We start from the raw sequence: 26772 nt of genomic DNA on the forward strand, positions 1-26772 counted from the left end.
TCAGATGAGCTTTTCTTTGGCGTTGGTGATCTTTTTGAGCGGCTGGCTGCGCGCACTGCTGCACAGCAGCGGGACTTCGGTGTGCGCACCGTCCCAGGTCGGGTCCTCGATGCTGTCGAACACTTCGCGCAGCTTCTGGCCCCAGGTGTTGTGCAGCATGCGGAAGTAGGGGTTGTCGTTGTCGATGCAGGTGATCTTGTCCGACCTCAGCTGGTTGGCTTCGTACACCACCAGGTCCAGCGGCAGACCCACCGAGAGGTTGGATTTCAGCGTGGAGTCCATCGACACCAGCACGCACTTGGCAGCCTCGTCCAGTGGTGTCTCGGGAGCGATCACGCGGTCGAGCACGGGTTTGCCGTACTTGGATTCACCGACCTGGAAGAACGGCGTCTCGGACGTGGCTTCAATGAAGTTGCCGGCCGAATAGACCTGGAACAGGCGCATGCCCTCGCCCTGGATCTGGCCACCAAAAATCATGGAGACGTTGAATTCGACGCCTGCGCGCTGCAGCGATTCGCCGTCGCGTTCGTACACATGGCGCACGGCCGCGCCCAGCACACGCGCGGCGTCAAACATGCTCCTGGCATTCCAGATCGTGATGGGTTCTCCGCCATCCACGTCTTCGAGCTGCTCGACCTGCAGGATCTCGCGCACCGACTGCGATACGCTGAGGTTGCCGGCCGAGAGCAGGCACATGAAGCGGTCGCCCGGCTTTTCGTAGACGATCATTTTGCGGAAGGTGCTGATCTGGTCCAGGCCCGCGTTGGTGCGCGAGTCAGAGAGAAAGACCATGCCGGCGTTGAGCTTGACAGCGACGCAGTAAGTCATGTTGAGGCGATGAGTTTTTTCAGGGAATAGAGCTGCTCCAGCGCTTCGCGCGGGCTCAGGGTGTCGGGGTCGATCTGCTCCAGCGCGGTCTGCAGCGGGTGGGTCTCGGCCTCCAGTGTCGCAGGTGGCGGGGCGAACAGATCGACCTGGCTGCGGCTTTCCTCGCTTTGGGCCTCCAGCGCGGCCAGCGCGTGGCGCGCGTGCTGCACCACGCCAGCTGGCACGCCGGCCAGGCGCGCGACCTGGATGCCGTAGCTGCGGCTGGCCGGGCCAGGCTCGATCTGGTGCAGGAACACGATGCCGCCGGCCTTGCCCCCGGCTTCCACTGCGCTCACGTGCACGTTCACCGCGGCGTGGTGACCAGCCGGGAACTCGGTGAGTTCGAAATAGTGGGTGGCGAACAGCGTGAAGGCGCGCGACTTGTCGTGCAGGTGCGTGGCGATGCCGCCGGCCAGCGCCAGGCCGTCAAAGGTGGAGGTGCCGCGGCCGATCTCGTCCATGAGCACGAGGCTCTCGGGTGTGGCGGCGTGCAATATCTGAGCCGCCTCGGTCATTTCCACCATGAAGGTGGACTGCGCGTTGGCCAGGTCGTCGGCCGCGCCGATGCGGGTGTGGATGGCGTCGATCGGCCCGAGCCGGCAGGAGACTGCCGGCACAAAGCTGCCCACGCTGGCCAGCAGCACGATCACCGCCACCTGCCGCATGTATGTGCTCTTGCCGCCCATGTTGGGGCCGGTGATCACCTGCATGCGCTGCTTGGGGCCGAGCACCGTGTCGTTGGCAATGAAGCTGCCGCCACTGGTCTCATTCAGCCGCGCTTCCACCACCGGGTGGCGCCCGCCCCGGATGTCGATGCAGGGCTCGGGCACGAACTGCGGCGCGGACCAGTTCAGCGTGAGCGAGCGCTCGGCCAGGGCACACAGCGCGTCCAGCGCGGCCATGGCGCGTGCCAGCTGGGTGAGCGGAGCAATGAAGGCCTGCAATTGGTCGAGCAACTGCTCGTACAGCCACTTCTCGCGCGCCAGGGCCCGGTCTTGCGCCGAGAGTGCCTTGTCCTCAAACGCCTTGAGCTCGGGCGTGATGAAACGCTCGGCGTTTTTCAGCGTCTGGCGGCGGCGGTAGTCGTCGGGCACCTTGGACGCCTGGCCCTGAGTGACCTCGATGTAGAAGCCGTGCACCTTGTTGAACTGCACGCGCAGGTTGGTGATGCCGGTGCGCGCGCGCTCGCGCTGTTCCAGCTCGATCAGGAAGCCGTCGCAGTTGTTCTGGATGGCGCGCAGCTCGTCGAGTTCGGCGTCGAAGCCGTCGGCGATCACGCCGCCGTCGCGCACCAGCGCGGCGGGTTCGGCGAGCAGGGCGCTGCGCAGCAGATCGGCGCAACCCTCTGGCGGCGTGAGGTGCTGGCCAATGCCGTTCAGCAAGCCGTCGGCCTCTTGCGGCCCCAGCTGGCGGGCGAGTTGCTGCGCACGCTCCAGCGTCTGGCCCAGGCCCACCAGCTCGCGCGGCTTGACCTGGCGCAGGGCCGTGCGCGCGGTGATGCGCTCCACGTCGCTCGCGCCCTTGAGCGAAGCGCGCAGGCCCTGCCACAGACCGCCGCGCAGGGTGCTGATGGCGGCCAGCCGTGCACAGGCCAGCGCGCGGTCGCGCCGGGGTTCGAGCAGCCAGCTGCGCAGTGCGCGGCTGCCCATGCCGGTGCAGCACACGTCGAGCAGCGACAACAGCGTGGGGCTGGTCTCGCCGCGCAGGGTCTGCGTGAGTTCGAGGTTGCGGCGGGTGTTCTGCGGCAGGTCGATCAGCTCGTCGCTGCGCGCCACCTGCAGGCTCTTCACATGGCTGAGCGCGCGGCCCTGCGTGTGCTCGGCGTAGTTGAGCAGCGCGGACGCGGCGGCGTGGGCATCCATCAGGTCTTGTGCGTCCCAGGCAGCGAGACTCGCGGTCTGCAACTGCTCCAGCAGCTTGCGCTGGCCCAGGCCGGCGTCAAACGCCCAGGCCGGGCGCAGCACCGCCACCAGCCGCTGTCCGTTGGTCTGGCTGGCCAGGGCCTGCACGGTCTTTTCAAACGCGGTGGAGGTGTCGGCGCTGTAGAGCAGCTCGCCGGGGTTGACGCGCGCCACCCAGTCGGCGAGTTCGTCGCTGGCGCACTGGGCGAGAAACACGATGCCCTGCGTGACCGACATCCAGGCCAGGCCACAGCCGGTGCGCGCGCCGGGGTGCACGGCCATCAGCAAGGCTTCGGACTTGTCGGGCAGCAACTCGCTGTCGGTCAAGGTGCCGGGCGTGACCACGCGCACCACCTTGCGCTCCACCGGCCCCTTGGCCGTGGCCACGTCGCCCACCTGCTCGCAGATGGCCACCGATTCGCCCAGCTTGATCAGGCGCGCCAGATACGTGTCGACCGAATGGAACGGCACACCCGCCATCACCACCGGCTGTCCACCCGACTGGCCGCGCTGGGTGAGCGTGATGTCGAGCAGGCGCGCGGCCTTCTCGGCGTCGCTGAAGAACAGCTCGTAAAAATCGCCCATGCGGTAGAACAGCAGCGTGTTCGGATACCCGGCCTTCAGGCCGAAGTACTGCTGCATCATGGGCGTGTGCCCGGACAGGCCTGCTGGCGCCTGTGATCCAGGGTCTGTTTCCTTGTGCATCAATGACTTATATGAATTGTTGTGAGGTGTCTGCCATCAAGTGCCATCACTTTCCAGCATTCGAAGTCCAGGGTGAACGTTGATCCAGGCACCGATCTTCGAGCAACTGCCTGATGGGTCGCGCGCCCCAGCTTTTGTGCAGTTCCCTATCTTATGGGATGCCCCTTTCGCAGCACCACCCGCCCTCGATGGCAGCTGCCTCGCGGGCCACGCAGCCGTTCGGCCCACGCGTGGGCCGAGCGCCGTCAAGCCCCTGCAATCAAATCCGTTCAGACTTGAACCTCCGGCATCTCGCCACAGGACCCTGCATGAACATCTTCAACCATCGGCTGGCGCATCTGGAGATGCTGCATCCCACCGCCGGGGATCACTTCATGGGCACGCTCAGCGTTTGCCCGGGACAGCGACCGATTGACGCCCTGCTCGGGGTTGAGCCAGGCATCTGGCTTCTGGAATCGCCCACGCTGGACGGCGGCCTGCTGGGGCGCGTCACCGTGAGCGGTCGGCGCGAGATCATGTTCTCCGATCGCGCTCAGCCGTAATCGGCATTGGCCCGCCACGGGCATCAACTCCCCCCACCGTTTCCGATGGCCCGAAGAAGCGCCTTGACGCGAGGCGCTGCTTCGGGCTTGCGCGCAGCCATCGCAGGCCTGCACGCAAGCACGCGCGCGCCATGTCGTCAAGGCGGCCAGAAAGTTCAACCGGGTGAGAACCCGTGATCCGTTCGGACCAGTAAACCCGGCGCAGGGGATCGCAATCCCGTGATCGACGCTCTGCATGATCCAACGCACATCGGCGTTGCATCGCTCGCCTCCGAACTCTCCCAACGAAACCATGCTCATGACCACCTCGTGCAAAACCGAACCCCGCCTGTCACTGGCTCCCCAGCGTCTCTGTGCCTGCCTGGTGGCCCTGGGCGTGTTGTCGGCCTTGCCGGCCTGGGCCGACTCGGTTCCACAAACCCTGCCGTTCGCCCAGGACTGGAGCAACGCCGGGCTCATCGTGGCGAACGACGACTGGGCCGGCGTTGCCGGCATCGTGGGGTACCGCGGTGACGGCCTGACCAGCACCACGGGCGTGGATCCCCAGAGCATCCTCGGGGTCGGCGCGCCCGTGGTCGACGTCAACGCCAACCAGAGCAACCCGAACACCTTCGCCACCGGCGGCGTGACGGAGTTCGCCATTGCCAAGCCGACGCTGGCGCTGGCCGGCTCGGGCACGGCCAGAGCCCCTCACATCGTCATCCACCTCAACACGACGGGGCAACAGGCCGTGCAGGTGAGCTATGTGCTGCGCGATGTGGACGGCGCCACCGACAACGCCATCCAGCCCGTGGCGCTGCAATACCGCGTGGGCAACAGCGGCAACTTCATCAACCTGCCGGCCGGTTTCGTGGCCGATGCCAGCCAGGGGCCAAGCCTCACGGGTGCGGTGTTCCCGGTGTCGGTGGTGCTGCCGGCCACCGCCGACAACCAGGCCGAAGTGCAGGTTCGCATCATCACCACCGACGCTGTGGGCTCTGACGAATGGATCGGCATCGACGACATCGCCATCACGGGCACGCCGCTGGGTGGCAGCGTGAACCTGCCGATCTCCGCCACGTGCCCGGCCCCTGCGGTGTTCAACTCGGGTGTGGGTGGCGTGCTCAACCTGAGCGCCACCGACCCCGACAGCGTGGTCAATGGCGCCAGCCTGACCAGCACCGCGGTGGCCGGCATCTCCCTGGGCACTGTGAACCCGGCCACCACCGACGGTGCCCAGGCCACAACCTCCGTGCTGGTCAGCGGCAGCGCCTCCGCGGGCAGCTACCCGGTGCAGGTCACTTTCACCAACAACGAGCTGCAATCGGTGGCCTGTGACTTCACCGTCACGGTCAATGGGGTCGTGCGCATTCCCCAGATCCAGGGCAATGGCGACATCAGTCCGCGTGTGGGGCAGAGCGTCTCGACGCAAGGCATCGTCACCAAAGTGCTCAACAACGGCTTCTACATGCAGGACCCGGACGGCGACGGCGATGCCGGCACCTCCGATGGCATCTTCGTCTTCACCAACTCCGCCCCCACGGTGACCGTGGGCCAGGACGTGCGCGTGAGCGGCCAGGTGGGTGAGTTTGCGCCCGCCGGAGCCAACGCCGCGTACAAGTCCGTGACGCAGCTCTCCTCGCCCGTGATCGCCGTGGTCTCCAGCGGCAACAGCATCTCCCCCACCGTCATCACCTTGCCCGAGGTGGTCGAAGGTGAACTCGAGCGCTACGAGGGCATGCTTCTCTACATCCAGACGCCCCTGACGGCGGCGCAGAACTTCTTCCAGGGCCGATACGGGCAAGTGACCCTGGGCGCCGAGGGCCGCCTCATCAAGCCGACGAACGTTCACCCTGCCGGTTCGGTCGAAGCGCTCGCACTGGCCGACGAAAACGCGCGTCGCCGCATCATCCTGGACGACGGCACCAGTCTCCAGAACCCCAACCCCACGCCCTACCTGGGTGCCGACAACACGCTGCGTGCGGGCGACACCCTGCCGGGCGGCATCACCGGTGTCATCGACTACGGACTGGCGACCAACAACGCCGACGGCCTGAGCGATTACAAGATCCACCCGACCGAGCCCGTCGTGTTCACGCGCGCCAATCCGCGCCTGGCCGCACCGCCATCGGTGGGCGGCAATGTGCGTGTGGGCAGTTTCAACGTGTTGAACTACTTCACCACCATCGACCAGACCGGCGCCAGCTGCTACCCCACCGGAACCCGGTCCGACTGCCGTGGCGCCGACAGCGCAGCCGAGTTCCAGCGCCAGCGCAACAAGATCATCCCCGCCATCCTCGGACTCAACGCCGACGTGGTGGGCCTGATGGAAATCGAGAACAACGGCAACACGGCCGCGCAGGATCTCGTCAATGGCCTGAACGCCGTGGCCGGCGCCGGGGCCTACGCCACCGTGGCCATGCCCGTGGGTGGTGCCGGCACCGACGCCATCCGCGTGGCCATGATCTACAAACCCGCCCGCCTCAGCGTGGTGGGCCAGGCCCGCAGCGACACCGACCCGGTGCACAACCGCCCGCCGCTGGCGCAGACCTTCGCTGCTGCCAACGGGGAACGCTTCTCGGTGGTGGTCAACCACTTCAAGTCCAAGAACTGCGCCACCGGTTCAAGCGCAGCCGACCTGGATGCGGGCGATGGCCAGGGCTGCTTCAACGCCACCCGCGTGGACCAGGCCCGTGCCCTGGGCAGCTTCATCGACACCTTGAAAGTGACCGATCCCGATGTGGTGGTGGTGGGCGACCTCAACGCCTACGGCAAGGAAGACCCGATCCTCGAACTCGCGGCCCAGGGCCTGGTGGACGAGATCGCCCTTCGCGGCGCCGACAGCTACTCCTATGTGTTCGACGGTGAGGCGGGCTACCTCGACCACGGTCTGACCACCGCCAGCCTGAGCCCGCTGGTCACGGGTGCGGTGCACTGGCACATCAATGCAGACGAGCCGTCGATCATTGACTACAACCTCGAATTCAAGCAGCCCGCCTGCGCCACCTGCGGCCCCGACTACTACACCCCCACGGTGTACCGCTCCTCCGATCACGACGCTGTGCTGCTGGGTCTGTCGCTGGTGAAGTCCTTGCAGGGCACGACCGGCCGCGACACGCTGGTGGGCACAGCCGGTGACGACCGCATCACCGGGGGCGCGGGCGCCGACGTGATCACCGGCAACGCCGGAGCCGACACCTTCGTCTACACCAGCACCCGCGACGCCGCCGACCGCATCACCGACTTCGCTCCGGGCACCGATCGCATCGACATCAGCGCGCTGCTGCAGGGCATTGGCTACACCGGCAGCAACGCCATCGGCGACGGCATCGTGCGCCTGGTCGACAGCAGCGCCGGCCTGGTCGTGCAGATCGACACCGACGGCAACGCCGGACCCGCCGTGGCCCGTCCACTGCTCACGCTCACCGGCGTGACCGCCGCACAGATCAACGCGGCCCGCGACTTCGGTTTCTGACGCTTCCCATTCGTTCTTCAGTCCATCCCGACCCAAACTTCCCACGGAGCACTCTCCCATGAAAGCCAACCGCAGTCCTCTGCGCCGCAACGCCTGCACCCTCGCGGTGTCATTGGCCCTCGTCACCGGTTTCGGCGCCGCCTGGGCGGAAGAGCTCACGGTGTTGCACATCGGTGACCAGGAGTCCTGGCTGCTGTCTGCCCAGGGCAACCTGCGCAACGATCCGAGCCAGGCCATCTCCTTCTATGGTGGCGTGGACCGCCTCGCCAGCATCATCGCGGCGCGCAAGGCTGCGGCCCAGGCCGCTGGCGGAACCGCCATCGTGCTCAACGCAGGCGATTCGTTCCTGCCCGGCCCGCGCCTCACGGCCAGCTTCAACAACCTGGGCGCCGCCGCGCCCGATGGTGGACAAGACTTCTACGACGCCATCGCCAACCGTGCCATCGGCATTGACGCCACCACCTTCGGCAACCACGAGTTCGATCTGGACAACACCGGCCCGGTGGCGGCCCGGTTTGCCGAGGTGTCGGGCACCACCTACATTTCGATCAATCTCGATTTCAGCGTCACCCCCGAGTTCGCCAACCTGGCTGCTCAGGGCAAAGTGCGCGGTTCCAAGATCCTCACCACCGCCGGTGGCAAGAAGGTCGGTGTCATCGGCGTCACCACGCCGTTGCTGCCCAGCATCTCGTCGCCTCCTGCCGGGATCATGAAGAACTGGAATGCGGGCAGCAGCGAGCTCCAGAACCTGCAGGCCCTGTTGCCGCTGGTGCAGGCCGAGATCAACGACCTGCGCAACAACCTGGGCGTGACGGCCATCGTCGTCATGAGCCACCTGCAGAACTCGGCCAACGAGCTCAACGTGCTGATCCCTGGTCTCACCGGCGTGGACATGGTCATCTCCGGCGGCGGTCATGAGCTGATGCGCGATTCGGATGATCTGGTCATCAGCGGCGGTGTCGCACCGACCTACAACACCCACCCCGTGTTTGCCAACGACCTCGGTGGCAAAGCCGTGCCCATGGTCACCGGCCACTTCGGCAACCGCTACGTGGGTGAGGTCAGGCTCAATGTGGACGACACCAGTGGTGCCGTCACCGGCGTGCTGTCCACCCGCATGATCCGCGTCAGCGGCAACACCGTCGGCTTTCAGCCGCCAGGCAGCAACCCTGTGCCAGCCTTCGTGCCTGCGGATGCCGACGCTGTGGCCGGAGACCCTGCCTTGCAGGCGTCCGTCATCACCCCGGTGGGCAGCTTCATTGCTGCGCTCAACGCCCAGGTCATCGGCACCACTGCCACCAAGCTCAACGGCCCCACCCACGTGGCCTGCACACCGCTGCCCTGCGAATACACGGAGGGCGTGCGCAACGCAGACACCGGACTGGGCAACCTGGTGGCCGACGCCATGCGCTTTGCCGGTGGCGCCGAGGTGGCCATCCAGAACGGTGGCGGCATCCGCACCAGCATCGCTGCAGCTGGCAATGTGACCACCGGTGACACTTTCAACGTGTTGCCCTTCACCAACCTGGTGAAAACCGCGCCGGTGATGAACGCTGCGCAGCTCAAGGACCTGATGGAGCACTCGGTGGCTGCCTCCACGCCGGGTGGCTCGGCCCAGGGCCGCTTCGCGCAGATCTCCGGAATTCAGGTGACCTACGACACCACCCGCCCGGCGCGCGTGAGCACTGGTGCCGCTGCGGCGCAGGTCGGCACCGGCCAGCGCATCCGCCGCATCGTCATGGACGATGGCACCGTGCTGGTGGACAACGGCGCCGTGGTCTCGCCGCGCGCCTTCTCCTTTGCCACCATCGACTTCACCGCCAACGGCGGCGACGGTTACCCCTTCGCGGCCAACAACGTGGTGTTCAACAACACGGTCAACACCATCACCTACCAGGAAGCGCTGGCCAGTTTCATCAAGGCACCCAAGGCCGCCGGTGGCCTGCAGCGCCTGAGCCCGGCCGATGGTGACGAAATCACCACGAACATGTATGGCGAAGAAAACGCCTTCGACTTGCACGGCCGCTTGATCGACGTGGCCGTTGCCAAGGCTGTGGCCGGTGTCACGCGCACCGGCACCACCGGCCGCGACACCCTGGTGGGCACCGCCGGGGACGACATCATCATCGGCGGCGCCGGTGCCGACACGCTCACGGGTGGAGCCGGCGGAGACATCTTCCGCTTCACGAGCACCCGCGATGCGGGCGACACCATCACCGACTTCACGCCCTACGCCGACAAGCTCGACCTCACCCCGCTGCTGGGCAGCCTGGGTGTGGCGGGCAACGGGGTGGCCAGCGGACACGTGACCTTCCTTGACGTGATCGGTGGCGTGCAGCTGTCCATCGACACCGACGGCGCCGCTGGCCCCGCCGTGGCGCGCCCGCTCGTCCTGCTCAAGGGTCTCACCGCCGCGCAGATGGCGCCGGGTCGAGACCTGCTGGCCCCCATCGCTCCCTGAATTTCTTGATCTTTCCTCATCCAACAAAGGCACCCCATGAAATCGATCTCCCGCAGCCTGGCTGCCACCGCCGTGATGGCACTGGCCAGCGCCTCGGCCATGGCCCAGAGCACCACTTTTCAAAACGGCAGCTTCGAATCCGGCCTGAGCAGCTGGTCGACCGATGGCGACGTGCTGGTGACCACCAGCGGCCGCAAGATCGCCATCCTGTCCACCGCCTCGCTCGACTATGAGGACGACGTGCCCCTGGGCGCCGGCTTCAACAACAACTCGGGCACGGCAGCGGTGGACTTCTCTTTCACCAACAACCTCGCCGGCGTGGCCGTGGGCTCGCTGGACATCGGTGGCATTGCCTACGAAGGGTCAGCCCTGCGGCAGGATTTCACGGCCACCGCCGGGGACCAGATCACCGTCAAGTTCGACTGGGCGTTCCTGTCGTCCGACACGTCCAATGCCGACTTCGGCTTCGTTGCCATCAACGACACCGTCGTCAGCTTCGTGAACATCGCCAGCAGCCCGCTGGCCAGCAGCTTCACCGGCAACTTCGGCGACTTCAGCGTGGCCAACTGGGTGTTCACCCAGAACAGCTACACCTACACCGCCGCCAACGACGGCGCGGTGTCGATCGTTATCGGTGTGGCCGACATCGGTGACTACCTGGGCACCAGCGAACTGCGCATCGACAACGTGAGCGTGAGTGCCGTGCCCGAACCCGAGACCTATGCGCTGATGCTGGCCGGCCTCGGACTCATGGGTGGCTACATCCGCCGTCGCCAGAAAAATGGTGGCGTGACGGCGGCCTGACCGGACCTGCCGCCCGCATCACTTCAAACCGCCAACAAGTCCATGCGCTTCACACGACGCCGTGCACCTGCTGCCACCAGGCACAAGCCGGCCAGCAGCATGCCCAGCATCTCGGGCTCGGGCACCGCCGAAATCGACACGCGGATCACCATGTCGTCGAAATCGCGGTCGCCCGAGTACAAGTCGTTGAACAGGATGAGCGCGCTCTGCCCGTCGTTGGACATCACCAGGCCCGTGCGCGAGTTGCCATTGCCGAACAGTGCGCCGCTTCCGTTGGACAGGAAACCGAAGTCCAGCGGCGATGCCGTGACATGGCTGAAGCTCATCGACGTGCCGAGCCGGGACGTCGAGCCGCCACGGTTGTTCAGTTGTTCGCCGCCCGACACGAAGGCGTTGTTGAAGCCGGCTTCAAACCCCACCAGCGTGTATGTGACGTTGGCCGGCTGCGTGAGCAGCAGGGAAGCGCCCATGAGCATCGAGCTCAGGTCGAAGCTGCTGGCGCTGCGGCGGGCGAACGACGATGCATCGTCGAACCAGTCGGGGTTGAACGCAACGGCGGAACCGAGCAGCTGGGTGGCGGTGCCACCGATGGCGGACAGCGGAGTTGCCGCGGTGGCGGCGCCGGCCGAGACGATCAGGCCGGTGGCCAGACACAGGGCCCGGCAGAGGGTTTTCAGACGGAACATGGTGTTCACCTTTCATCGACCCGGCATTGCAGCGGGTCGGTGCCAACAAATGAAAGACTGACACGCGCTAGCAAAGACACACCAGCCTGGGTATGGTCACCACGTGAGTCAGCCACGAGCCTCCAATTTTGCGGGGAGGCCGATGCGGTTGTTTGTTCGTTTCACGTTGGGTGAGGGTGCTGACATGGTCCGATTGGATGGTGATGCGCGTGGGTGGGCAGCGGGTCGACGGGCGGAGCGTGTGCGCGCCGGCCAGGCGTGGCTGCGGCGTTGGGTTTGCGCGTGCGTCTGCTTGGGCGTGGGCGCTGCCCGGGCGCTCACCGGCGGCGCCGGCCCGAGCGAAGAACCCACCGACCCCGCCTGGGCCGCCGTTGGCAGCCTGGACGTGGGTGGGCGGCTGTTCAGCGCCACCCTGATCGGTCGGCAGCATGTGATCACGGCGGCTCATGTGGTGGCAGGCGCAAACCCGGCGAACATCCGCTTTCGCAGCGCGGCCGCCGACGGCTTTTCAAGCGCCGGCACCTCGGTGCAAGTGCACCCGGGCTACACCGGCAGCAGCGCCCACAACAGCCCGGGCGACCCCTCCGTGCACGCCGACCTGGCCATCGTGCGGCTGGCCACACCGGCACCATCAGCGATGCCGGTCGCACGCGTGTTCACCGGGCCGGTGCTGGGACGCGTCCTCACCCTGGTGAGCCACGGCGGCAGCACCACGCTCTTCACCACCGGCGAGAACCGCGCCGACGTGGTGTTCCCCGATTTTCTGGGACGCCCGGCCACCTACCTGTTCGACTTCGATGGACCCGACCTCGCCAGCAACCGCCTGGGCCCCGCCGTGCCCGCCAACGGCACCCTGGGCGCTGAGCGGGAGGCGACCCTGGCCAACGGCGACTCGGGCAGCGCGGCCTTTGTGCGCGTCGATGGCCGGTGGTACCTCGCCGGCGTCAACACCTTCAACATCAGCTTCGGTGCTGCCGGCGGTGCACGCGTGGCCGGCACGGGTGGTGGGGGTGTGGTGCTGGGCGAGCAGCTGGAATGGATCCGTGGCGAACTGGAGCGGGTGCCACCGGTGCCGGGTGGGCGCGCCCCGTGAGGGGGTTGCCGGCTGCGAACCGACGCTGGTTTCTCTAGCGCTGACAGGCGGCACCATGGGTGGTCCACCTGCCTGCGGAGGAAGGAGTTACCAGCCCAGCCTGTCGATCAGCTCGCGCGACCAGGCCTGCATGGTGGGCAGCGGCGGCAATGGCTGCGCATGGAAGCCGGGCTGCGTCACGCGCAGGAGCGTCTCGCGCAATGCCGTGGCGAAGGCCGGCTCACCGGGCTGCGCCACGGTGACCCAGGGCGTGCCGCGCAGCACCTCGGCGGCGCCGGATTCTTCGCTCATCACCACCGCGCTGTGGCGGTACAGCGCCTCCAGTGCGGGCAAGCCATAGCCCTGCAGCGCGGGCATCAGGAACACGTGCGAGCGCTGGTACAGCAGCGCCAGTTGCTCGTCGCTCACGAAGCCATGGAACTGCACGCGATCCCCGAGGCCGAGCGCTTGTGCCAGTTCGGGCAAGGTGTCCCGTTCCGGGCCCGTGCCCGCCACATGCAGCTGCCAGTGCGGCATGGCAGCGTCGTCCTTGAGCGCGGCCAGCGCACGCAGGATCCAGTCGATGCGCTTGCTGGTCTGCAGCCGCGACACGCTGAGCAGCTCCACCGGACTCGCTGCCCGCGTGGGCGCCTGCTGCGCGATGTCGCCCTGGCCCCCCAGGTACACCACATCGGCACGGCGGCCATACAGCGTCTGCATCTCGTCGGCCAGCGCGCGGGTGTTGGTCAGCAGCTCGCGGGCGCGGCGCACGCCACGCCCCGTGGCCCAGTCGCGCAAACCCGTCTTCAAGCGCCCCGGATGCCAGGGCGCCATCGGTGCGGCCTGTGACAGCAGTCGGTAGGTGTCCGGTATGCGCAGGTGGTAGCGCTGCGCGCCACCCAGTCCGGCGTGCAGCGCGGCCTGGATGTTGAACAGCACGGGCACCGGGCTTTGCTCTGACTCGATGCGTTGCAGCGCCGCGCGCAGGCTGCGCACGCGCTCGGCCGCACGTGGGCCAGGACGCAGCTGGTGCACGCGCAGCGGCAGCTGCGCATGCCGTTCCAGGCCAATGCGGTCGTGGTAGCACAGCACGCTGTGTGGTTTGCCCTGCGCGTGCAAGCCTTCGGACAACGACAGGATCACCCGTTCTTCTCCCCCGAACTCCACGAACTCGGGCTGGAAGATGACGATGTCGCCCGGGGGCGGAAATGGAATGGGTTGCGCGGTGCTGTTCATGTGCTGGCCTGGGTCTGAAGCGAGGGTGTCTGCATGCGGTCCACCAGGGCCTGCAGAACGCCGTCGCGCGTGAGGTGTTGCATGGCGTGCGCCCGTGCCTGTGTGCCCAGCGTTTGCCGCAGTTCCGGGTCGGTCCACAGCTCGGAAATGGCCTGGGCCAGCGCGGCGGCATCGCCCGGCTCGACCACGCGACCGAACTGCCGCACCACGGTGGCCAGCTCGGTGTCGGCGCGGCAGGTGGCCACCACCGGCCGGCCACTGGCCAGCATGCCGGTCAGTTTGGAGGGCAGCACCAGATCCTCGGCTTCCTGGCTCTGGGGCAGCAGATGGACATCGGCCAGCCCGAGCAGATCTCCCAGGCGTTCCAGCGGCTGCAGCGGCAGCAGGCGCAGGTTGGGCAGTGTCCGGGCGGCCTGCTCCAGTTCGGGCTGCATGGGCCCGTTGCCGCACACCACAAAGAGCACGTCGTGGCGGTGGGCGAGCAGGCGCGCGGCCTGCGGAATCACCATCAGTCCCTGCTTGGCGCTGAGCGTGCCGGAGAACAGGGCCACGCGCGTGCTGGGCGCCAGGCCCAGCTCGGTGCGGTAGCTGCTGGGCTGGGTCAGGGGCTTGATGCGGTCCACGTCCGCCCAGTTCACGAAGAGGTGCGTGCGCTCGGGCGCAACGCCCTTGCGCACCAGGTGCTGGCGCATGCGCTGCGAAATGGTGGAGACGACATCGAAGCGTTTGAGCAACACCGATTCGGCCGCGCGAATGGCTCGGCCCAGCAGCGCCCCCTTGAGCAGGCCCATCTGCAGCGCCACGTCGACCTCGAAGTCCTGCACATGCAGCCAGGCCTGGGCCCCGGCAAGGCGGGCGGTGAGCCAGCCCGCGGGGGCGCACACCAGTGCCGGTGCCACGGTGAGCACCACGTCGGGCCGCCACACCACCTGGCGCAGCATCACCGGCAGCGACGACAGGGCAAAGGTGCACAGGTGCAGCACCCGCTTGAGACCACCGGGCTTGCGCGGCACCCACAGCGGTGCGCGCCACACCCGCACGCCGCGCCACACCTCGTGGCGCCAGGGCGGCCAACGGTATTTCTCGTCGAGCTTCCACGCGGGGTAGTAGGGCGGCGCGGCCACCACGCGAACCTCGTGGCCCTGCGCAGCCAGCCACTCGGCCATCTCGCCCGAGTACTTGCCGATGCCGGTGGGCTCGGGTGCGAAGTTGGCGCTGTGGATCAGGATCTTCATGGCTGCTGCGGCGCTGCAGTTGTCGCCCCCTGCGCCAGTTGGAGCTCGCGCTCTTTCACCTTGAGCACGATCATGTATTCGTAGATCGACTGCAGGATGGCGTACCGGATGCCTGCCACACCATCCAGCAGCCCCCGCCGCCACACCAGCATGTACACCAGCTTGATCAGCGGGCGGGCGGGCAATCGGTAGAAGATGGCCTTCTGATGCACCCGCCGCTCGTTGAAGTCGGAACCAACCAGGGCTGTTCGCCATGACGGCTTGGCGATGGACCTGGAGAGAATCAATTCGGCTTCCATGCGCGAGTAGGTGTTGTGCTTGCTCAGCCAGTGGTCCAGCCCCTTCGAGAACGGATAGTGGTCAAAAGGCTGGCGAAGATCCGCGATGGGACCGTCGGCCACCAGCACCTCGTTGATCTCGCGTTCGTAGTGCACACGGTCCGGGCGGACCAGGCGCACATAGAGCGGCGAAATCTGGGAGCGGCGAAGCCAGACACCCCACCAGATGTCGCGCCGACGCATGCGCGCTGCAGCGACATGCGGTTCTGCTGCGGCCACAAAGGCATGCATCTCCTGCTGCAGCGCGGCAGGGACGCGTTCGTCCGCATCCACGGTCAAAACCCAGGCGTGTTTGAAAGGCATGCGCAAGCCAGCGTTTCGCTGGCTTGCATAGCCATCAAACGCCCGCTGCGTCACACGCGCGCCAGCGGCCTCGGCAATGGACACAGTCGCGTCGGTGCTGAAAGAGTCCAGAACTTGCACGTCGTCAGACCACGCAACACTCTCCAGGCAGCCTGGCAGGTCCTGCTGTTCGTTCCTGGTCAGGATCAGGACGGAAATCGGAATCATGGCTGGCTCCCTTGTCGACGCTCTCGCTTGCGCTGGGCCGGGTGGCCCGCCCACACCGTCCACGGTTCGTTGATGTCCTTCATCACCACGGAGCGGGCACCGACCACGCAGCCCGGTGCGATCCGCACGCCCAGGCCCACGAAAGCGTCGGCGCAGATCCACACGTTGTCGCCCAGCGTGATCGGGCGGGCCACCAGCTGGAAGTTGGGTGAGTCGACATCGTGCGAGCCACCGCACAGGTGGGCGCCTTGCGAGATCACGCAGCCGTCTCCCACGGTCAGCGGCGCCATGTTGTAGAGCGTCACCCCATCGGCCACACCCACGCGGTTGCCCAGCGTGAGTTGCCAGGGCGCCCAGATGCGAACGGCAGGGTAGATGTGCACGTCCTGCCCGAGGACCGCACCGAACGAGCGCAGCAAGAAGCACCGCCATGCGTGCAGCGGGCGGGGACTGGTGCGAAACAACAGCAGCCACACGCCGCCCCAGGCCAGGCGAGCCAGCCGGTTGCCCAGTGAAAACGAGGGCTGCGTGAACGGATCGTTGTTCTCGATGATCACGCGGGCTCCTCCCGTTTCGTGCGCAGCACGAAGCGCCACTTGTCTCCGAGCAACTCCTCCATGCTGTAGTCGTTCAGGTCCTCACGAACCTCTTCGGTCAGAAAGGCGTGGCCATGGCCCGCCTGAAGGTTGTGCACTGCCTCCACAGTGAAATGGCGCTCAAACAGACGCTGGTATTCGTACAGCCGCATCTCGTTGAGAAAACAATCGGGCGTGTAGCGCCGCTGCCGCAAATGTTCCCAGGGCTCGGAGCGGCGATCAATGTCGCGGCCCAGTGTGTCGGGGTACCACTCGACCAGGTGACCGCCCCCGATACCGGTGAAAACGGCGGGCGAAATCAGGGCTACGCCCTGAGGCGCGAGCGCCTGCGCCAGGCTGGCGCACACGCGGTCCAGCGCCTCGCGCGGGATGTGTTCGAACACGTCCTCGGAGTAGATGAAGTCCAGCGATGCGGGCGCCAATGCCACGTCGGCGACGTCTCCCACCAGAAACCGGTCAGGCAGAACACGAAGCCGAGCGCCACGGCGTGCCAGTGTGCGGTCCAGCGCGCGACGTTCGTGGGCGTCAAATACGGTGGTGCGAACCATGCTCTTGATGAAACGCAGCCATCCGTTGGTCTTGAGGATGCGCCACAGTTCATGCAGAGAACCTTCGAGCGAGGGCGCGTCGAGATCGATGCCGCGGGCGTTCAGGCCCAGGGAGCTGAGCGCGAGCAAGCGCAGAGGGCGCGCCCCGTAACCCACCTCGAAAATGGAGGCCTGCTGGAAGGAGCGACCCGTCAGAGATTCATAGAGTGAGCGGTAACCATCGAGTTCGCCCAGCAGCCCGCCAAGCTCCGCCTCTTTGTTCTTCAGTCCTTGCATCCGCATGCGCAGGAACTGCAGGTTCTCCCAGCTCCAGTCCAGCGCAGAGCCGATGTGGCCCACCGAGTGGCTTGCCTTGCTCATGGAACGCTCTTCGCGTTGATGGGATCGATCACGCGCAGCAGACTGGCGGCCATGGCGCTCACCGTGAACCGGTTGTTGAACAGTTGACTGGCTGCCCGCGACATGTCTGCGCGCGCTGCTGGCTCCAGCGCCAGCCACCGGGTCAGCAGCGAGCGCGTACCCTCAACCGTGTCATCCGCCACCAGGCCAGCGCCGGCGTTGTCGATCTCGCGCCAGATGTTCACCTTGTTGGAGATCAGCACCGGCAGGCCGCAGCCCAGGGCTTCGGCCACGGCGATGCCGAAGTTCTCCTGGTGCGAGGGCAGCACGAAGGCCTCGGCGGCGTGGAAAGCGCCCCATTTGATGTCTCCCTGCAGCATGCCGGGCCAGTGGATGCGGTCTGCCACGCCGAGTTGCGCGGCCTGGGCCTTCAAGGCCGCCATCCAGCCGCTCTGGTCGGGGCCGGCCATCACGAGTTGCAGGTCCGGTGTCTGCCTGGCCACGTCGGCAAAGGCACTGATCAGCAGGTCGCAGCCCTTCTTCTCCTGGATGCGGCTCAGAAAGAGCAACACGCGCTTGCCTTGCAGTGCGGGGTATTCGGCAAAGAAGCGCGCGGCCAGCGCCGCCTTGTCGTTGGGCGGTGGGCGTGTGCCGTAGGTCACCACCTGCTCGCGCGCCCGGTAGAGCCAGAACGATTCGCGAGCGAGCAGGCGTTCGTCTTCGCAGGTGAACAGCACCGCCGAGGCGTCGCGCAGAACGCGGTACTCCGCCCATGGCCAGTACAGCCATTTTTTCAGGTGCTTGAGCGGGTAGGTGCGCTTGAACCAGGGATCGAGCATGCCGTGCGTGAACACCGCATAGGGGCGTTTGAGCCCTGTCAGGGCGCGCCATGTGGCAAAGCTGTGGTATTGCCAGATGCCGTTGACGATGACGAAGTCGTAGTGTGTGGCGTGCAGCCTGAGCCACGGCAGCAGGCGCCGGTTCAGGCCGTAGTTGGTGCTCACGGGGCCCAGCGCGTGCACGGGTTGCGGATGCTTCTGCACCCAGGGTGCGGCCGGGTCGTCCATCGTCACCAGCTCGGAGGTGTGGCCGAGTTCCAGCATGCGCTGCCCGAGGTTGCGCACACCTTCGATGGGGCCACCGCCCGCCGGGTTGGCCGACGAGATGACGTGCAGGATCTTCATGAAGGACTCCGGGCCAGGGCCCGCTCGGTGGAAGGGTGGTGGCTGGCAAGCACACGCTGGTACACCTGCAGGTACTGCTCGATGGCATGGTCCGCATCGAAGCGGCGGGACCAGGCCACGCAGGCCGCTGCCCGCTCGCTGGCGGCTTGTGCCGACTCGTTCAGCAGGGTGTTCAGTGCGTCCGCGCCTTGGGCTGCCCACGCCTTGCGGTCGTCATCGGGGCCGAGCAGGGGGAGGTACACCGTGTGCGGGCCGCCGATTTCGTTCATGGGCGAGTCGTCGGTGGTGATCACCGGGCAACCACAGGCCTGGGCTTCCACGATCGGCCAGCCAAACCCTTCGGCCAGACTGGGGAACAGGAAGGCCCTGGCCAGCGAGTACGCGGCCTGCAGGAGCGCATGGTCGATGCCGTAGAGAAAGTGCACCTTGCCCTGGGGCGGCACGCTGGCCAGCGCGGCGCGCACCGCCTCGGTTTGCGGCACACCGACCAGCCACAACGGCAGCGGATAGGCCTGGCCGGCGGCATACCGCGCGTAGATGCGCAGGATGCCGGTCACGTTTTTGTACCACTGGTTTCCGCTCACATGCAGCAGCAGGCCATCGTCGGGCACGGGCATGCCGGCCGCCCGCAACAAGGAGCGGGCCCGGGCAGGGGGCGTGGGTGCAAAGCGCTGGTTGAGGCCGTTGTAGACCACCTCGGCGCTGTCTGGAGCCACACCGCCCACACGCTCCAGATCGCTGCGGGTGCGCTGCGAAATGCAGATGAAATGGCGTGCCTGTGCGAAGCCCCACCGGATGTAGCGCTGGTAGACGCGCCCCGTGAAGCCGGTCGGGTTCTGGGGCACCTCGCCCAGCGCCGAGCGCAGGGCCAGCAGGTCGTGCACATGCACCACGTGCGGGCGGTGCTTGACGAGCGGAACCCAGGGCCCCAGGGCTTGATCGGCCATGACGAACAAGGTGTCGGCCGGTTGGCGCGCCATCGCTCGCCGCACCCACAGCGGGAACAGCAGGTACTGGTCGATGTAGCCCGCCCACTTGGACAGGCGCCCGGCCGGCACACAGCGGTGCACCAGCGGACGAGGTGCCCACAGGTGCACCTCGTGGCCACGCTCCTGGTAGGCGAGTTGCAGCATGCGCGCAAAGCGCGGCATGCTCTGCGAGGCCATGAAGGGAGGGTGGGTGAACAGCACGATGCGCATGGCTCAGCCTGGGGTGTGAAGGCCGGTGGCCCGCTGCAAGGGAGCGCGCCCGGCGCGCGACCCCCCGCCGAAAAACATGCCCAGGCCGCGCGCCACCGCAGCCACCAGCAGGAACAGCACGATGTTCTGCGGGATCGTGCGCAGCGTTCCGCTCACCCAGGCCTGGAGCGATTCCGACGTGACGCCGTACTGGAACAGCCGCCACACCGCCAGCATGCCCACGGCCGACAGCGCGACCTGTCCGCTGCGGTTGCGAAACGAGAGCAGGTCCATCATGGCGAACGCGACCAGACAGAAGGCCATGTAGACCACGGCAAACCCGACGCCCAGCAGCGCCACACCCTGCGCCAGCATGGAGCCGGTGCGCCGGCTGCCCAGAGGCGCGCCCTGGCTGAGGTGGCTGAGGTAGTCGCCGATGGAGAACTCCAGGGCCTTCTTGTCGATGTCCACGCCCAGGCGCTTGATGACGGGGTCGGGCAGGATGGCCCAGAAAAAATCCACCGTGGTCTGTGCCAGCAGATCGGTATCGCTCTGGGTGAAGGTGGAAACGAAGTACAGCGAGTTGTCGTGGAACTTGGTCTCGACCAGCCGCGCCAGCAGCGGGTTCTCGAAGTAATACTCGTCGTACTTGCCCAGCGTTGCGTTGCGTTGTGTTTCGTTCTGATCGGCCAGCGCCTCGGGCCGCTGAAAGTAATACAGGGTCTCCTGAACCATCTGCACCGCCGACACGTTGCCGCGCACCTTGCGCGCCACCACCATGGCGGTGGCGAGGTCGGTCAGCGGTATTGCCAGGCCCGCGAGCACCAGGCCCAGCGCGCCGAGCTTCAACACCCGTGCCGCGGAAACCTTCGCGCTGCTGCGCATGGCGCCCAGCAGGGCAAACAGCGCAATGGTGACGAAGCCGGAGAGCATCACCTGCCGTGCGTTGGCCGCCAGACCCAGGAGCATCACCAGGCCGGCGAACACCGCCAGGTAGGGCCACTGCCTGCGAAAGCTGCTGTAGGCATCGCCGAACTGGATCAGGTACATGGGGATGAGGAACGGTGCCCAGGTGATGAACGCCAACCCCTGCATGACCTTGCCAAAGGTGCCCTCGCGGCCCGAGCCCAGCAGGAACGCCAGCAGCCCCACATAGCCCATGAACCACAGCACGCCTGTGCTGGGTGTGTCGTACAGGCCCGCCTTGTGCAGCAGCTGACGCGGCAGCGAGCCGCGCTCCGGGCTGGGCAGCGGCATCAGCCAGCGGTGACCGGTGTGGGCCAGCATGGCCAGCACCTGAAAGGCGGCGAGCAGGGCGAATGTGGCGATGGGTTGGCGCAGGTTGTCTGCCAGCGGCGTCCAGTAGAGGGTCTGGCCCAGCAAAGCGCCGAACTGGGACGTGACACAGAAGCCGAACACCGCGAAGGTGGACAGCGGATGTGTCTGGATCGCGGGCGTCCACAGCAGGTACAGCAGTGTGGCCATCGTCGAGGCAAAGACGATGCAGGCCGATGCCACGTTGTCGGACGTGAAGCCGATGACCATCTGCGCAAGCAGGGCCAGCAGGGCCAGGACCATCGTGCCCAGCAAGATGAAGCGGCTGTTGCTCATGACATCAGCGCTGTGCCCGGCGCTGCGCAAGCGTCGGGCGACTGAGGCCTGGTCTGCCTGGAGACCAGCTCCTGGTAGATGGCCACGGCGCGTTGGCCGTAGTCATGCCACCCCCCCATTCGCTGAACACGGGCCAGCGCGGCCACGCTCATGTCTGCGCGCAGCCGGGGTTCATCGGCCAGTCGCTGCAGTCGCTCCGCCAGGGCCGAAGCATCCCGGATCGGAACGATGAAACCTTCCTGGCCATCGTCGAACAGATCGCGCGCGCCAGTGTTTTCGCTGGCGATCACTGGACAACCGCAGGCCATGGCCTGCGCCATGACCATGGCCAGGCCTTCCTCGATGCTCGGGAGCACGACGACATGGCTCTTGCTCATGAGGCGTTTGAGGTCCTGTTGCGGAACGTGACCGAGGACCTGCGCCTCACCAGGCCAGAGCTGGGCACCCTGGAGCCGTGAAATCACCTCGGGCGACGGAGCACCAACGAAGGTCAGCGACTTGGCGGGATGCTTGAACCTCTGCCACGCCTGGACAAGGTACTGAACACCCTTGCGCAGGCTCATGCCACCCACGAAGAGCACGTCAAACCGTTCAGGATGGGGCGCCCCCACGGGTTCGAATCGGCTCAGGTTCACGCCATACGGCAGCAGGCGCAAACGTTGCTCTGCAACGCCTCGTCGGGTGAACGAGTCGAACACAAAGCGGGATGGCACCGTGATGCAATCGGCCTGCGCGTATTCGGCTTCTTCGCGCGCGATGACCCTGGGGTCCATGCCTTCGTAAGGCAGCCCCCACTCCAGGTGTTCCTCCCGCAGCAGAGAGTCCTGCTCCCGGATGTGCGACGAGCCGCGGTCACACACATAGCTTGCACCGCGCGCCTGTTGCAGGCGGCCTGCACGCAACGAACTCCCCGACAGACCCACATACACGTCGCACGCCGGCAGGGCATGTTCAGTCCAGCGTGCAAAGGTGGTGGCCGACAGGTTCTCCCATTCCTGCACCCAGCGTCTGGGCATGTGTTGCTTGAAGGGGTTGGCCATGTAGGGCGCCTGAACCCAGGGGAAGGTGTGGATTGACGACTGGGGCAGCCGCTCGGCGCGCAGCTTGAACCGGGGGTAGGCCGTGAGCACGCCGGCGAGCATGCCGTGCGCGTGCAGTTCACGGGCCAGGTCGAAGGTGTGGAACTTTCCCGGCACCGACAAGGCAATCTTCATGACGTCACCACCTCATGCCGCATCGGGCCAGGAATCGATCGAAGCGCCAGCACGCCACACGCCAGCGCCACCAGCAGCTCGCTCAGCAACATGGCGCCCCCCACACCCATCAGCCCCAGCGGTGGGCCGAACGAAGCCGAGAGCACCACGCACAACGCACCCGCCAGCACCGCCCAGACCGCCAGCAAGCCGTGCTGGTTGGTCGACATCAGCAGCACGCGCGGCACATGCCACAGACCGGCCACCGCCGCATACAGCATCAGCAGGCCGAACGCCATGGGATCAAACGGAATCTTTCCATGCGTCCAGGCTTGAAGCAGCCAGGGTGCCACGAGGTAGACACCGGCGCACAGCAGCAGCACCTGCGCTGCGCTCAGCCAGGCGCTGCGCTGCGCCAGCTGCCGCAGCTCGGCCATTGCGCGCTGCCCGAACAGCCTGGAGAACTCCGGCCACAACGAATGGCTGAACATCGCGGTCACCTGCACGGCGGTGCGGGCCAGCGTGCGGTAGGTGCTGAAAACGGCCACGGCGGCCGGCCCCAGCGTTGCACCGACGATCAGGGTCACGCCCTGGAAGCTCAAGGCGTTGGCCAGGGGAAATGCCATGAAGACCGAGGCAGGGCCGATCAACTGGCGCACCGTCGAGCGCGTGGCGCTGTTCGAGCCCCAGCGCAGGCCATGTTGGCCCTGGCTGGCCACCGCCATGCTCATCAAGGTGCCGGCGGCGCGAAACAGCAGCCCCCCGATGGCCACGGCACTGAAGCTGCCCACCGCCAGAAGGCCGAGCATCCAGCCGGCCCACTCCGCCAGTCGGGTGAGGTTTCCAAGGTGCGTGCCCTGCGCATACCGGTGGGTGGCCTTGAAGACCTGCTCCGACAACCCGCCGATGAGCGCCATCAGCACGCCCGCAGTCAAAGCCATCAGGGCGATGCGCTGATCGTCCGTGGATGCCGCAGGCCAGGGCGACCACCAGATGCACGGCAGCGCAATCAGGGCCAGCAGCGTGCAGACCAGGGCCATGAACACCTGTGCGCTCTGGAAGACGCGGTTGGCCAGCGCGGTATCGCCCGCGCCCATGGCCATGGTCATGCGGTTGCCCGCCGACGTGACCATGCCCACATCCGCCATGGCGAGGTAAGAGGGCAGTGCCGCGACGACCAGCCAGGTGCCGTAGGTGGCAGCGTCCCAGACCGACAGGAAGATGGGCAACGAAACCAGCTGCATCCCGATGGTGAACGCCATGCCCACCGAGTGAGCACCCAGGCCGGCAAGCACACGCTGGCGCAGGGTCCGGCTCATGCGCAGGCCTCGGCTTCATGCATCAGCGAGCGCATCACCACCTCGTTGCGGTGATCGTTGCGAAGGAAACGGTCGTGACCTGCCCGGGCGATGCGCGCGCGGCGGTTCTCGTCGTTCAATGCCTGCTGGCAGGCCGCTGCACACTCTTCGGCGTCACCCCAGTACAGCGCCTCCTCGCCCTCGGCATACAAGGCCTGGTGTTCCGCCGTGCGCTGTGCACACAGCAGGCCGCCGAGCGATGGAATCTCCAGCGAGCGGGTGGTGTGCTGGTCGCGGTTCTGCAGCGACAGCAGACCCAGGTTGACCCTGGCGCACTGGATGGCGCGGGCGTAGTCGTCGCCACCAATCGAGCCACCCGCCCAGTGGGCCTTCAGCTCGGCCCACTCCGGCGCCTTGTGCCAGTTGGGTCCCCGGATGGTGAGTGGAACACCCCACCCGATCAGCTCGCGCAGGAAGGGGCCGCGTTCGGGGAACCAGCTGCCCAGGAACAGCACCTCCGAGCGCCAGGTGAGGTGCTCCACCGTCGTGAGCGTGCGCGGCGCGTGGCTCACCTCGTCGGCGCTGCGGTACACACGCCTCACCCGCCTGGCGCCCAGGGCCTCGAGTTCGGGTCTGTTCTCCTCGCGCACCACCGCCACCAGGTCGTAGTGCGGCACCGCCTTGCGGTAGGCCGCAAAGCGCGCGCCATCGCGCGGGCCAGTGGGGTCGTCGATGTTGTAGTTGATGACCCGGCCGGCAAATCGGCGCAGCAGCCTGATCACCGCCGGCGTCACCCATTCGCCGCCGTCGACATGGCACAGGTCGAAGCGGCGCTGCTGCAGCTGGGCGGGCAGCGCACGTTGCAACAACGGTTCAAACCAGTGGCCGCCCACCCGCCAGGTCCAGCGGTCGACCCAGACGGTGGACGGCAGCAGCTCCCGCAGATCGATGTGCTCCACAAGGCAGCCGATGCGGCGCAAGGCGTTGGCGCGGTCCAGGCAGGTCCCGCTCTTGGGTCCCAGGTACAGGACCGTGTGTCCGAGCGCACTCACTGCGGGCCTCCGGGCAATGCGGGCAACACCGCCAGGAGCATGGCGTCGGCCATCGTGCGCTGGCCTTGTGCGCTGTGGTGCACGTTGTCGCGGTAGATGGACGGCCCCACCGCCAGATACGGTGTGCGCAGCTCGACGAAGGGCAGCGACAGTTCCTCGACGCTGTCGTGGATTTGCTGATGGCCGTCGAGGTAACCACCGCCCAGGAACTCTTCCCGATCGGGGTGGTGCATCACGACGACGTTTCGGCCCTCGCTCTGTGCGAGTTGCAGGAAGCGCTTCAGGTCGGCGAGTCCGCGTGCGCCGTCCATCTTCGAGGTCTGGGGTACCGGATCCGCACTCGGCGCTCGGACCAGGCCACGCAAAGGCTCGGGCAGGTACCGCGGAAGGTAGCGTTCGATGGCCTCCTGGAGGGCCAGCGTCGGCGTCTGGGTGGGGTGATCGGCGTCCAGCGGTGCGAAGCTCGGGTTGTCGGCATGGTCGCCGCTGCCCACCACCAGCACCACCACATCCGCGCCAAAGAAGCCGAAGCGTTGTGCATAGGCCAGCCAGTTGCCCGGGCCCCAGCTGCCGGCCGAGATATTGCCCACGGTCACTGGTCGGTTCATGTGGCGCTGCAAGGCGGTCTGCAGCAGCGAGGTGCTGAGATTGGACTGGTCAATCTGGCTGCCGCCGTTGACCACCGAGTCGCCAAACACCATGACCCGAAATTCGTCCGCGCTGCCTTTGGTGTTTTCGAAGTCGGGGGAGCGCATGCCCCAGCGATTGACCATCACGTGGTTGCCAAAGCGGTGCACATCCTGATCAGGCCGCAGGCGGTACTCGAAGCCGGCGTCGGGCTCGTACAGCGGCGGCGTGCCCAGCCCTAACCATGCACGGCTCACCCCTTCGGCCACCAGCAGCAAAGCCACCACCGCCAGCGCACTCCACAGCGCGCTGCGCGTCGGGCCATGGCGCCGGTGGGTCATGCCAGGCTCGCCAGTGCTTGCGCGTAGGGTGCGTCCGCGAGTGAGCGGCGCAGGCCTTCCCGCAGCGAGACGCTGGCCTGAAAGCCCAGCGCGTTGAGGCAGGACACATCCATCAGCTTGCGCGGTGTGCCGTCGGGTTTGCTGCGGTCAAAGACGATCTCGCCCTGGTAGCCGGTGATTTCGCGCACGGTCTCGGCCAGTTCGCGGATGCTGATGTCCTGACCCACGCCGACATTGATGAGCGGTGGTTCGAACCGGCCCGAGACGGCTTCGTCACTGCCGAGCAATGCGTCGAAGGTGGCCTGGGGCAGGTTCATGAGAAAGACGCAGGCGCCGGCCATGTCGTCGCTGTACATGAACTCGCGCCGCGGCTCGCCGCTGCCCCACACCGTGACGCTGGGCTGACCTGTTGCCCGGGCCTCCTGAAACTTGCGCAGCAGCGCCGGGATGACGTGGCTGGTGTCGAGGTCGTGGTTGTCGCCGGGGCCATACAGGTTGGTGGGCATGGCCGCCAGGAAGCGGGTGCCGTGCTGGCGGTTGTAGCTCCAGCACATTTCGATGCCTGCGATCTTGGCCAGCGCGTAGGGCCGGTTGGTGGGCTCCAGCGGCCCGGTGAGCAGGTCACTTTCCTGCATGGGCTGCGGCGCCAGGCGCGGGTAGATGCAGCTCGATCCCAGGAACAGCAGACGCTGCACACCGGCGTGCATGGCCTCGTGGATCACGTGGGTCTGGATCAGCAGGTTGTCCCGCACAAATTCGGCCGGGTACTGCTGGTTGGCCAGGATGCCACCCACGCGCGCCGCCGCCAGAAAAACGTACTCGGGCTTCTCACGCGCAAAGAATTCGCGGGTGGCGTGTCCGTCGGTCAGGTCCAGCTCGGCATGGGTGCGCAGCAGCAGCTTGTGGTAGCCGGCCGCGCGCAGCTGGCGCACGATGGCTGAGCCCACCAGGCCGCGGTGGCCCGCCACAAAGATCCGGGCATCGGTGTGCATGT

21 protein-coding genes are annotated in these 26772 nt (G+C 66.8%); 5 read left to right on the forward strand and 16 right to left on the reverse strand.

What is annotated here, in order from left to right; genetic code table 11:
• Together F9Z44_RS07465 and mutS are read right to left on the reverse strand one after the other, a co-directional pair.
• Positions 1-828 (reverse strand): proteasome-type protease, encoded by an 828-nt coding sequence (locus F9Z44_RS07465; protein ID WP_159604871.1) that lies wholly within the window; start codon positions 826-828, stop codon positions 1-3.
• On the reverse strand, positions 825-3473 hold the full coding sequence (gene mutS, locus F9Z44_RS07470) for a DNA mismatch repair protein MutS (RefSeq protein WP_159604872.1): 2649 nt from the start codon (positions 3471-3473) through the stop codon (positions 825-827). The genes F9Z44_RS07465 and mutS overlap by 4 nt, the downstream gene beginning before the upstream one ends.
• A gap of 308 nt (positions 3474-3781) precedes the next feature.
• Between mutS and F9Z44_RS07475 the strand changes: the two genes are divergently transcribed.
• The 4 genes from F9Z44_RS07475 (at position 3782) to F9Z44_RS07490 (ending at position 10734) form a co-directional block, all read left to right on the forward strand.
• The gene (locus tag F9Z44_RS07475) at positions 3782-4015 is read left to right on the forward strand and encodes a hypothetical protein (protein ID WP_159604873.1); all 234 of its coding nucleotides are present in this window, start codon (positions 3782-3784) and stop codon (positions 4013-4015) included.
• 292 nt (positions 4016-4307) lie between these two features.
• The gene (locus F9Z44_RS07480; RefSeq protein WP_238407293.1) at positions 4308-7469 is read left to right on the forward strand and encodes an ExeM/NucH family extracellular endonuclease; all 3162 of its coding nucleotides are present in this window, start codon (positions 4308-4310) and stop codon (positions 7467-7469) included.
• Positions 7470-7527: 58 nt separating this feature from the next.
• Positions 7528-9930 carry a 5'-nucleotidase C-terminal domain-containing protein gene (locus F9Z44_RS23135; protein ID WP_159604875.1) on the forward strand — a complete coding sequence of 801 codons (2403 nt, stop codon included), beginning with the start codon at positions 7528-7530 and terminating at the stop codon, positions 9928-9930.
• 36 nt (positions 9931-9966) lie between these two features.
• Complete coding sequence (locus F9Z44_RS07490; protein ID WP_159604876.1) at positions 9967-10734, forward strand: PEP-CTERM sorting domain-containing protein; 768 nt, start codon at positions 9967-9969, stop codon at positions 10732-10734.
• A gap of 23 nt (positions 10735-10757) precedes the next feature.
• Here F9Z44_RS07490 and F9Z44_RS07495 read toward each other — a convergent pair whose 3' ends face one another.
• Positions 10758-11420, reverse strand: a complete 663-nt coding sequence (locus F9Z44_RS07495; RefSeq protein WP_159604877.1) for a PEP-CTERM sorting domain-containing protein — start codon at positions 11418-11420, stop codon at positions 10758-10760.
• 184 nt (positions 11421-11604) lie between these two features.
• Here F9Z44_RS07495 and F9Z44_RS07500 point away from each other — a divergent pair, with 184 nt between their 5' ends.
• Positions 11605-12513 carry a trypsin-like serine peptidase gene (locus tag F9Z44_RS07500; protein ID WP_159604878.1) on the forward strand — a complete coding sequence of 303 codons (909 nt, stop codon included), beginning with the start codon at positions 11605-11607 and terminating at the stop codon, positions 12511-12513.
• Positions 12514-12600: 87 nt separating this feature from the next.
• Here the strand turns inward: F9Z44_RS07500 and F9Z44_RS07505 are convergent, their stop codons facing one another.
• The 13 genes from F9Z44_RS07505 to F9Z44_RS07565 are packed head-to-tail and all read right to left on the reverse strand — an operon-like array spanning position 12601 to position 26770.
• Positions 12601-13728 (reverse strand): glycosyltransferase family 4 protein, encoded by a 1128-nt coding sequence (locus F9Z44_RS07505; RefSeq protein WP_159604879.1) that lies wholly within the window; start codon positions 13726-13728, stop codon positions 12601-12603.
• Complete coding sequence (locus tag F9Z44_RS07510; protein WP_159604880.1) at positions 13725-14963, reverse strand: glycosyltransferase WbuB; 1239 nt, start codon at positions 14961-14963, stop codon at positions 13725-13727. Before F9Z44_RS07510 ends, F9Z44_RS07505 begins: the two co-directional genes overlap by 4 nt.
• Complete coding sequence (locus tag F9Z44_RS07515) at positions 14960-15811, reverse strand: glycosyltransferase family 2 protein (RefSeq protein ID WP_159604881.1); 852 nt, start codon at positions 15809-15811, stop codon at positions 14960-14962. Before F9Z44_RS07515 ends, F9Z44_RS07510 begins: the two co-directional genes overlap by 4 nt.
• Positions 15808-16368 carry a putative colanic acid biosynthesis acetyltransferase gene (locus tag F9Z44_RS07520; protein WP_159604882.1) on the reverse strand — a complete coding sequence of 187 codons (561 nt, stop codon included), beginning with the start codon at positions 16366-16368 and terminating at the stop codon, positions 15808-15810. The genes F9Z44_RS07515 and F9Z44_RS07520 overlap by 4 nt, the downstream gene beginning before the upstream one ends.
• Complete coding sequence (locus F9Z44_RS07525; RefSeq protein WP_159604884.1) at positions 16365-17315, reverse strand: class I SAM-dependent methyltransferase; 951 nt, start codon at positions 17313-17315, stop codon at positions 16365-16367. Before F9Z44_RS07525 ends, F9Z44_RS07520 begins: the two co-directional genes overlap by 4 nt.
• Entirely contained in the window at positions 17312-18478 is a 1167-nt protein-coding gene (locus F9Z44_RS07530; protein ID WP_159604886.1) for a glycosyltransferase, read from the reverse strand. The genes F9Z44_RS07525 and F9Z44_RS07530 overlap by 4 nt, the downstream gene beginning before the upstream one ends.
• Entirely contained in the window at positions 18475-19677 is a 1203-nt protein-coding gene (locus F9Z44_RS07535) for a glycosyltransferase family 4 protein (protein ID WP_159604888.1), read from the reverse strand. The genes F9Z44_RS07530 and F9Z44_RS07535 overlap by 4 nt, the downstream gene beginning before the upstream one ends.
• Before the next feature lie 3 nt (positions 19678-19680).
• Complete coding sequence (locus F9Z44_RS07540; protein ID WP_159604890.1) at positions 19681-21267, reverse strand: hypothetical protein; 1587 nt, start codon at positions 21265-21267, stop codon at positions 19681-19683.
• Complete coding sequence (locus F9Z44_RS07545; protein WP_159604892.1) at positions 21264-22481, reverse strand: glycosyltransferase family 4 protein; 1218 nt, start codon at positions 22479-22481, stop codon at positions 21264-21266. Before F9Z44_RS07545 ends, F9Z44_RS07540 begins: the two co-directional genes overlap by 4 nt.
• Positions 22478-23779, reverse strand: coding sequence for a lipopolysaccharide biosynthesis protein (locus F9Z44_RS07550; RefSeq protein WP_159604894.1), 1302 nt, complete (start codon positions 23777-23779; stop codon positions 22478-22480). The genes F9Z44_RS07545 and F9Z44_RS07550 overlap by 4 nt, the downstream gene beginning before the upstream one ends.
• On the reverse strand, positions 23776-24810 hold the full coding sequence (locus F9Z44_RS07555; protein WP_159604897.1) for a CgeB family protein: 1035 nt from the start codon (positions 24808-24810) through the stop codon (positions 23776-23778). The genes F9Z44_RS07550 and F9Z44_RS07555 overlap by 4 nt, the downstream gene beginning before the upstream one ends.
• Positions 24807-25778, reverse strand: coding sequence for an SGNH/GDSL hydrolase family protein (locus F9Z44_RS07560; protein ID WP_159604899.1), 972 nt, complete (start codon positions 25776-25778; stop codon positions 24807-24809). The genes F9Z44_RS07555 and F9Z44_RS07560 overlap by 4 nt, the downstream gene beginning before the upstream one ends.
• On the reverse strand, positions 25775-26770 hold the full coding sequence (locus F9Z44_RS07565; protein WP_159604901.1) for a GDP-L-fucose synthase family protein: 996 nt from the start codon (positions 26768-26770) through the stop codon (positions 25775-25777). The genes F9Z44_RS07560 and F9Z44_RS07565 overlap by 4 nt, the downstream gene beginning before the upstream one ends.
• Between the last annotated feature and the right edge of the window lie 2 nt (positions 26771-26772).

Source organism: Hydrogenophaga sp. PBL-H3 (assembly GCF_010104355.1).
In the GTDB taxonomy this organism is placed as follows: domain Bacteria; phylum Pseudomonadota; class Gammaproteobacteria; order Burkholderiales; family Burkholderiaceae_C; genus Hydrogenophaga.

Bases quoted from the DNA above. Each gene is read 5' to 3' on its own strand.
- F9Z44_RS07540 (WP_159604890.1), bottom strand. From the start codon at position 21,267: ATGAGCAACAGCCGCTTCATCTTGCTGGGCACGATGGTCCTGGCCCTG.
- F9Z44_RS07475 (WP_159604873.1), top strand. From the start codon at position 3,782: ATGAACATCTTCAACCATCGGCTGGCGCATCTGGAGATGCTGCATCCC.
- F9Z44_RS07465 (WP_159604871.1), bottom strand. From the start codon at position 828: ATGACTTACTGCGTCGCTGTCAAGCTCAACGCCGGCATGGTCTTTCTC.
- F9Z44_RS07515 (WP_159604881.1), bottom strand. From the start codon at position 15,811: ATGATTCCGATTTCCGTCCTGATCCTGACCAGGAACGAACAGCAGGAC.
- F9Z44_RS23135 (WP_159604875.1), top strand. From the start codon at position 7,528: ATGAAAGCCAACCGCAGTCCTCTGCGCCGCAACGCCTGCACCCTCGCG.
- F9Z44_RS07535 (WP_159604888.1), bottom strand. From the start codon at position 19,677: ATGCGCATCGTGCTGTTCACCCACCCTCCCTTCATGGCCTCGCAGAGC.
- mutS (WP_159604872.1), bottom strand. From the start codon at position 3,473: ATGCACAAGGAAACAGACCCTGGATCACAGGCGCCAGCAGGCCTGTCC.
- F9Z44_RS07490 (WP_159604876.1), top strand. From the start codon at position 9,967: ATGAAATCGATCTCCCGCAGCCTGGCTGCCACCGCCGTGATGGCACTG.
- F9Z44_RS07510 (WP_159604880.1), bottom strand. From the start codon at position 14,963: ATGAAGATCCTGATCCACAGCGCCAACTTCGCACCCGAGCCCACCGGC.
- F9Z44_RS07560 (WP_159604899.1), bottom strand. From the start codon at position 25,778: ATGACCCACCGGCGCCATGGCCCGACGCGCAGCGCGCTGTGGAGTGCG.
- F9Z44_RS07480 (WP_238407293.1), top strand. From the start codon at position 4,308: ATGCTCATGACCACCTCGTGCAAAACCGAACCCCGCCTGTCACTGGCT.
- F9Z44_RS07550 (WP_159604894.1), bottom strand. From the start codon at position 23,779: ATGAGCCGGACCCTGCGCCAGCGTGTGCTTGCCGGCCTGGGTGCTCAC.
- F9Z44_RS07500 (WP_159604878.1), top strand. From the start codon at position 11,605: ATGGTCCGATTGGATGGTGATGCGCGTGGGTGGGCAGCGGGTCGACGG.
- F9Z44_RS07505 (WP_159604879.1), bottom strand. From the start codon at position 13,728: ATGAACAGCACCGCGCAACCCATTCCATTTCCGCCCCCGGGCGACATC.
- F9Z44_RS07495 (WP_159604877.1), bottom strand. From the start codon at position 11,420: ATGTTCCGTCTGAAAACCCTCTGCCGGGCCCTGTGTCTGGCCACCGGC.
- F9Z44_RS07525 (WP_159604884.1), bottom strand. From the start codon at position 17,315: ATGAGCAAGGCAAGCCACTCGGTGGGCCACATCGGCTCTGCGCTGGAC.
- F9Z44_RS07565 (WP_159604901.1), bottom strand. From the start codon at position 26,770: ATGCACACCGATGCCCGGATCTTTGTGGCGGGCCACCGCGGCCTGGTG.
- F9Z44_RS07530 (WP_159604886.1), bottom strand. From the start codon at position 18,478: ATGAAGATCCTGCACGTCATCTCGTCGGCCAACCCGGCGGGCGGTGGC.
- F9Z44_RS07545 (WP_159604892.1), bottom strand. From the start codon at position 22,481: ATGAAGATTGCCTTGTCGGTGCCGGGAAAGTTCCACACCTTCGACCTG.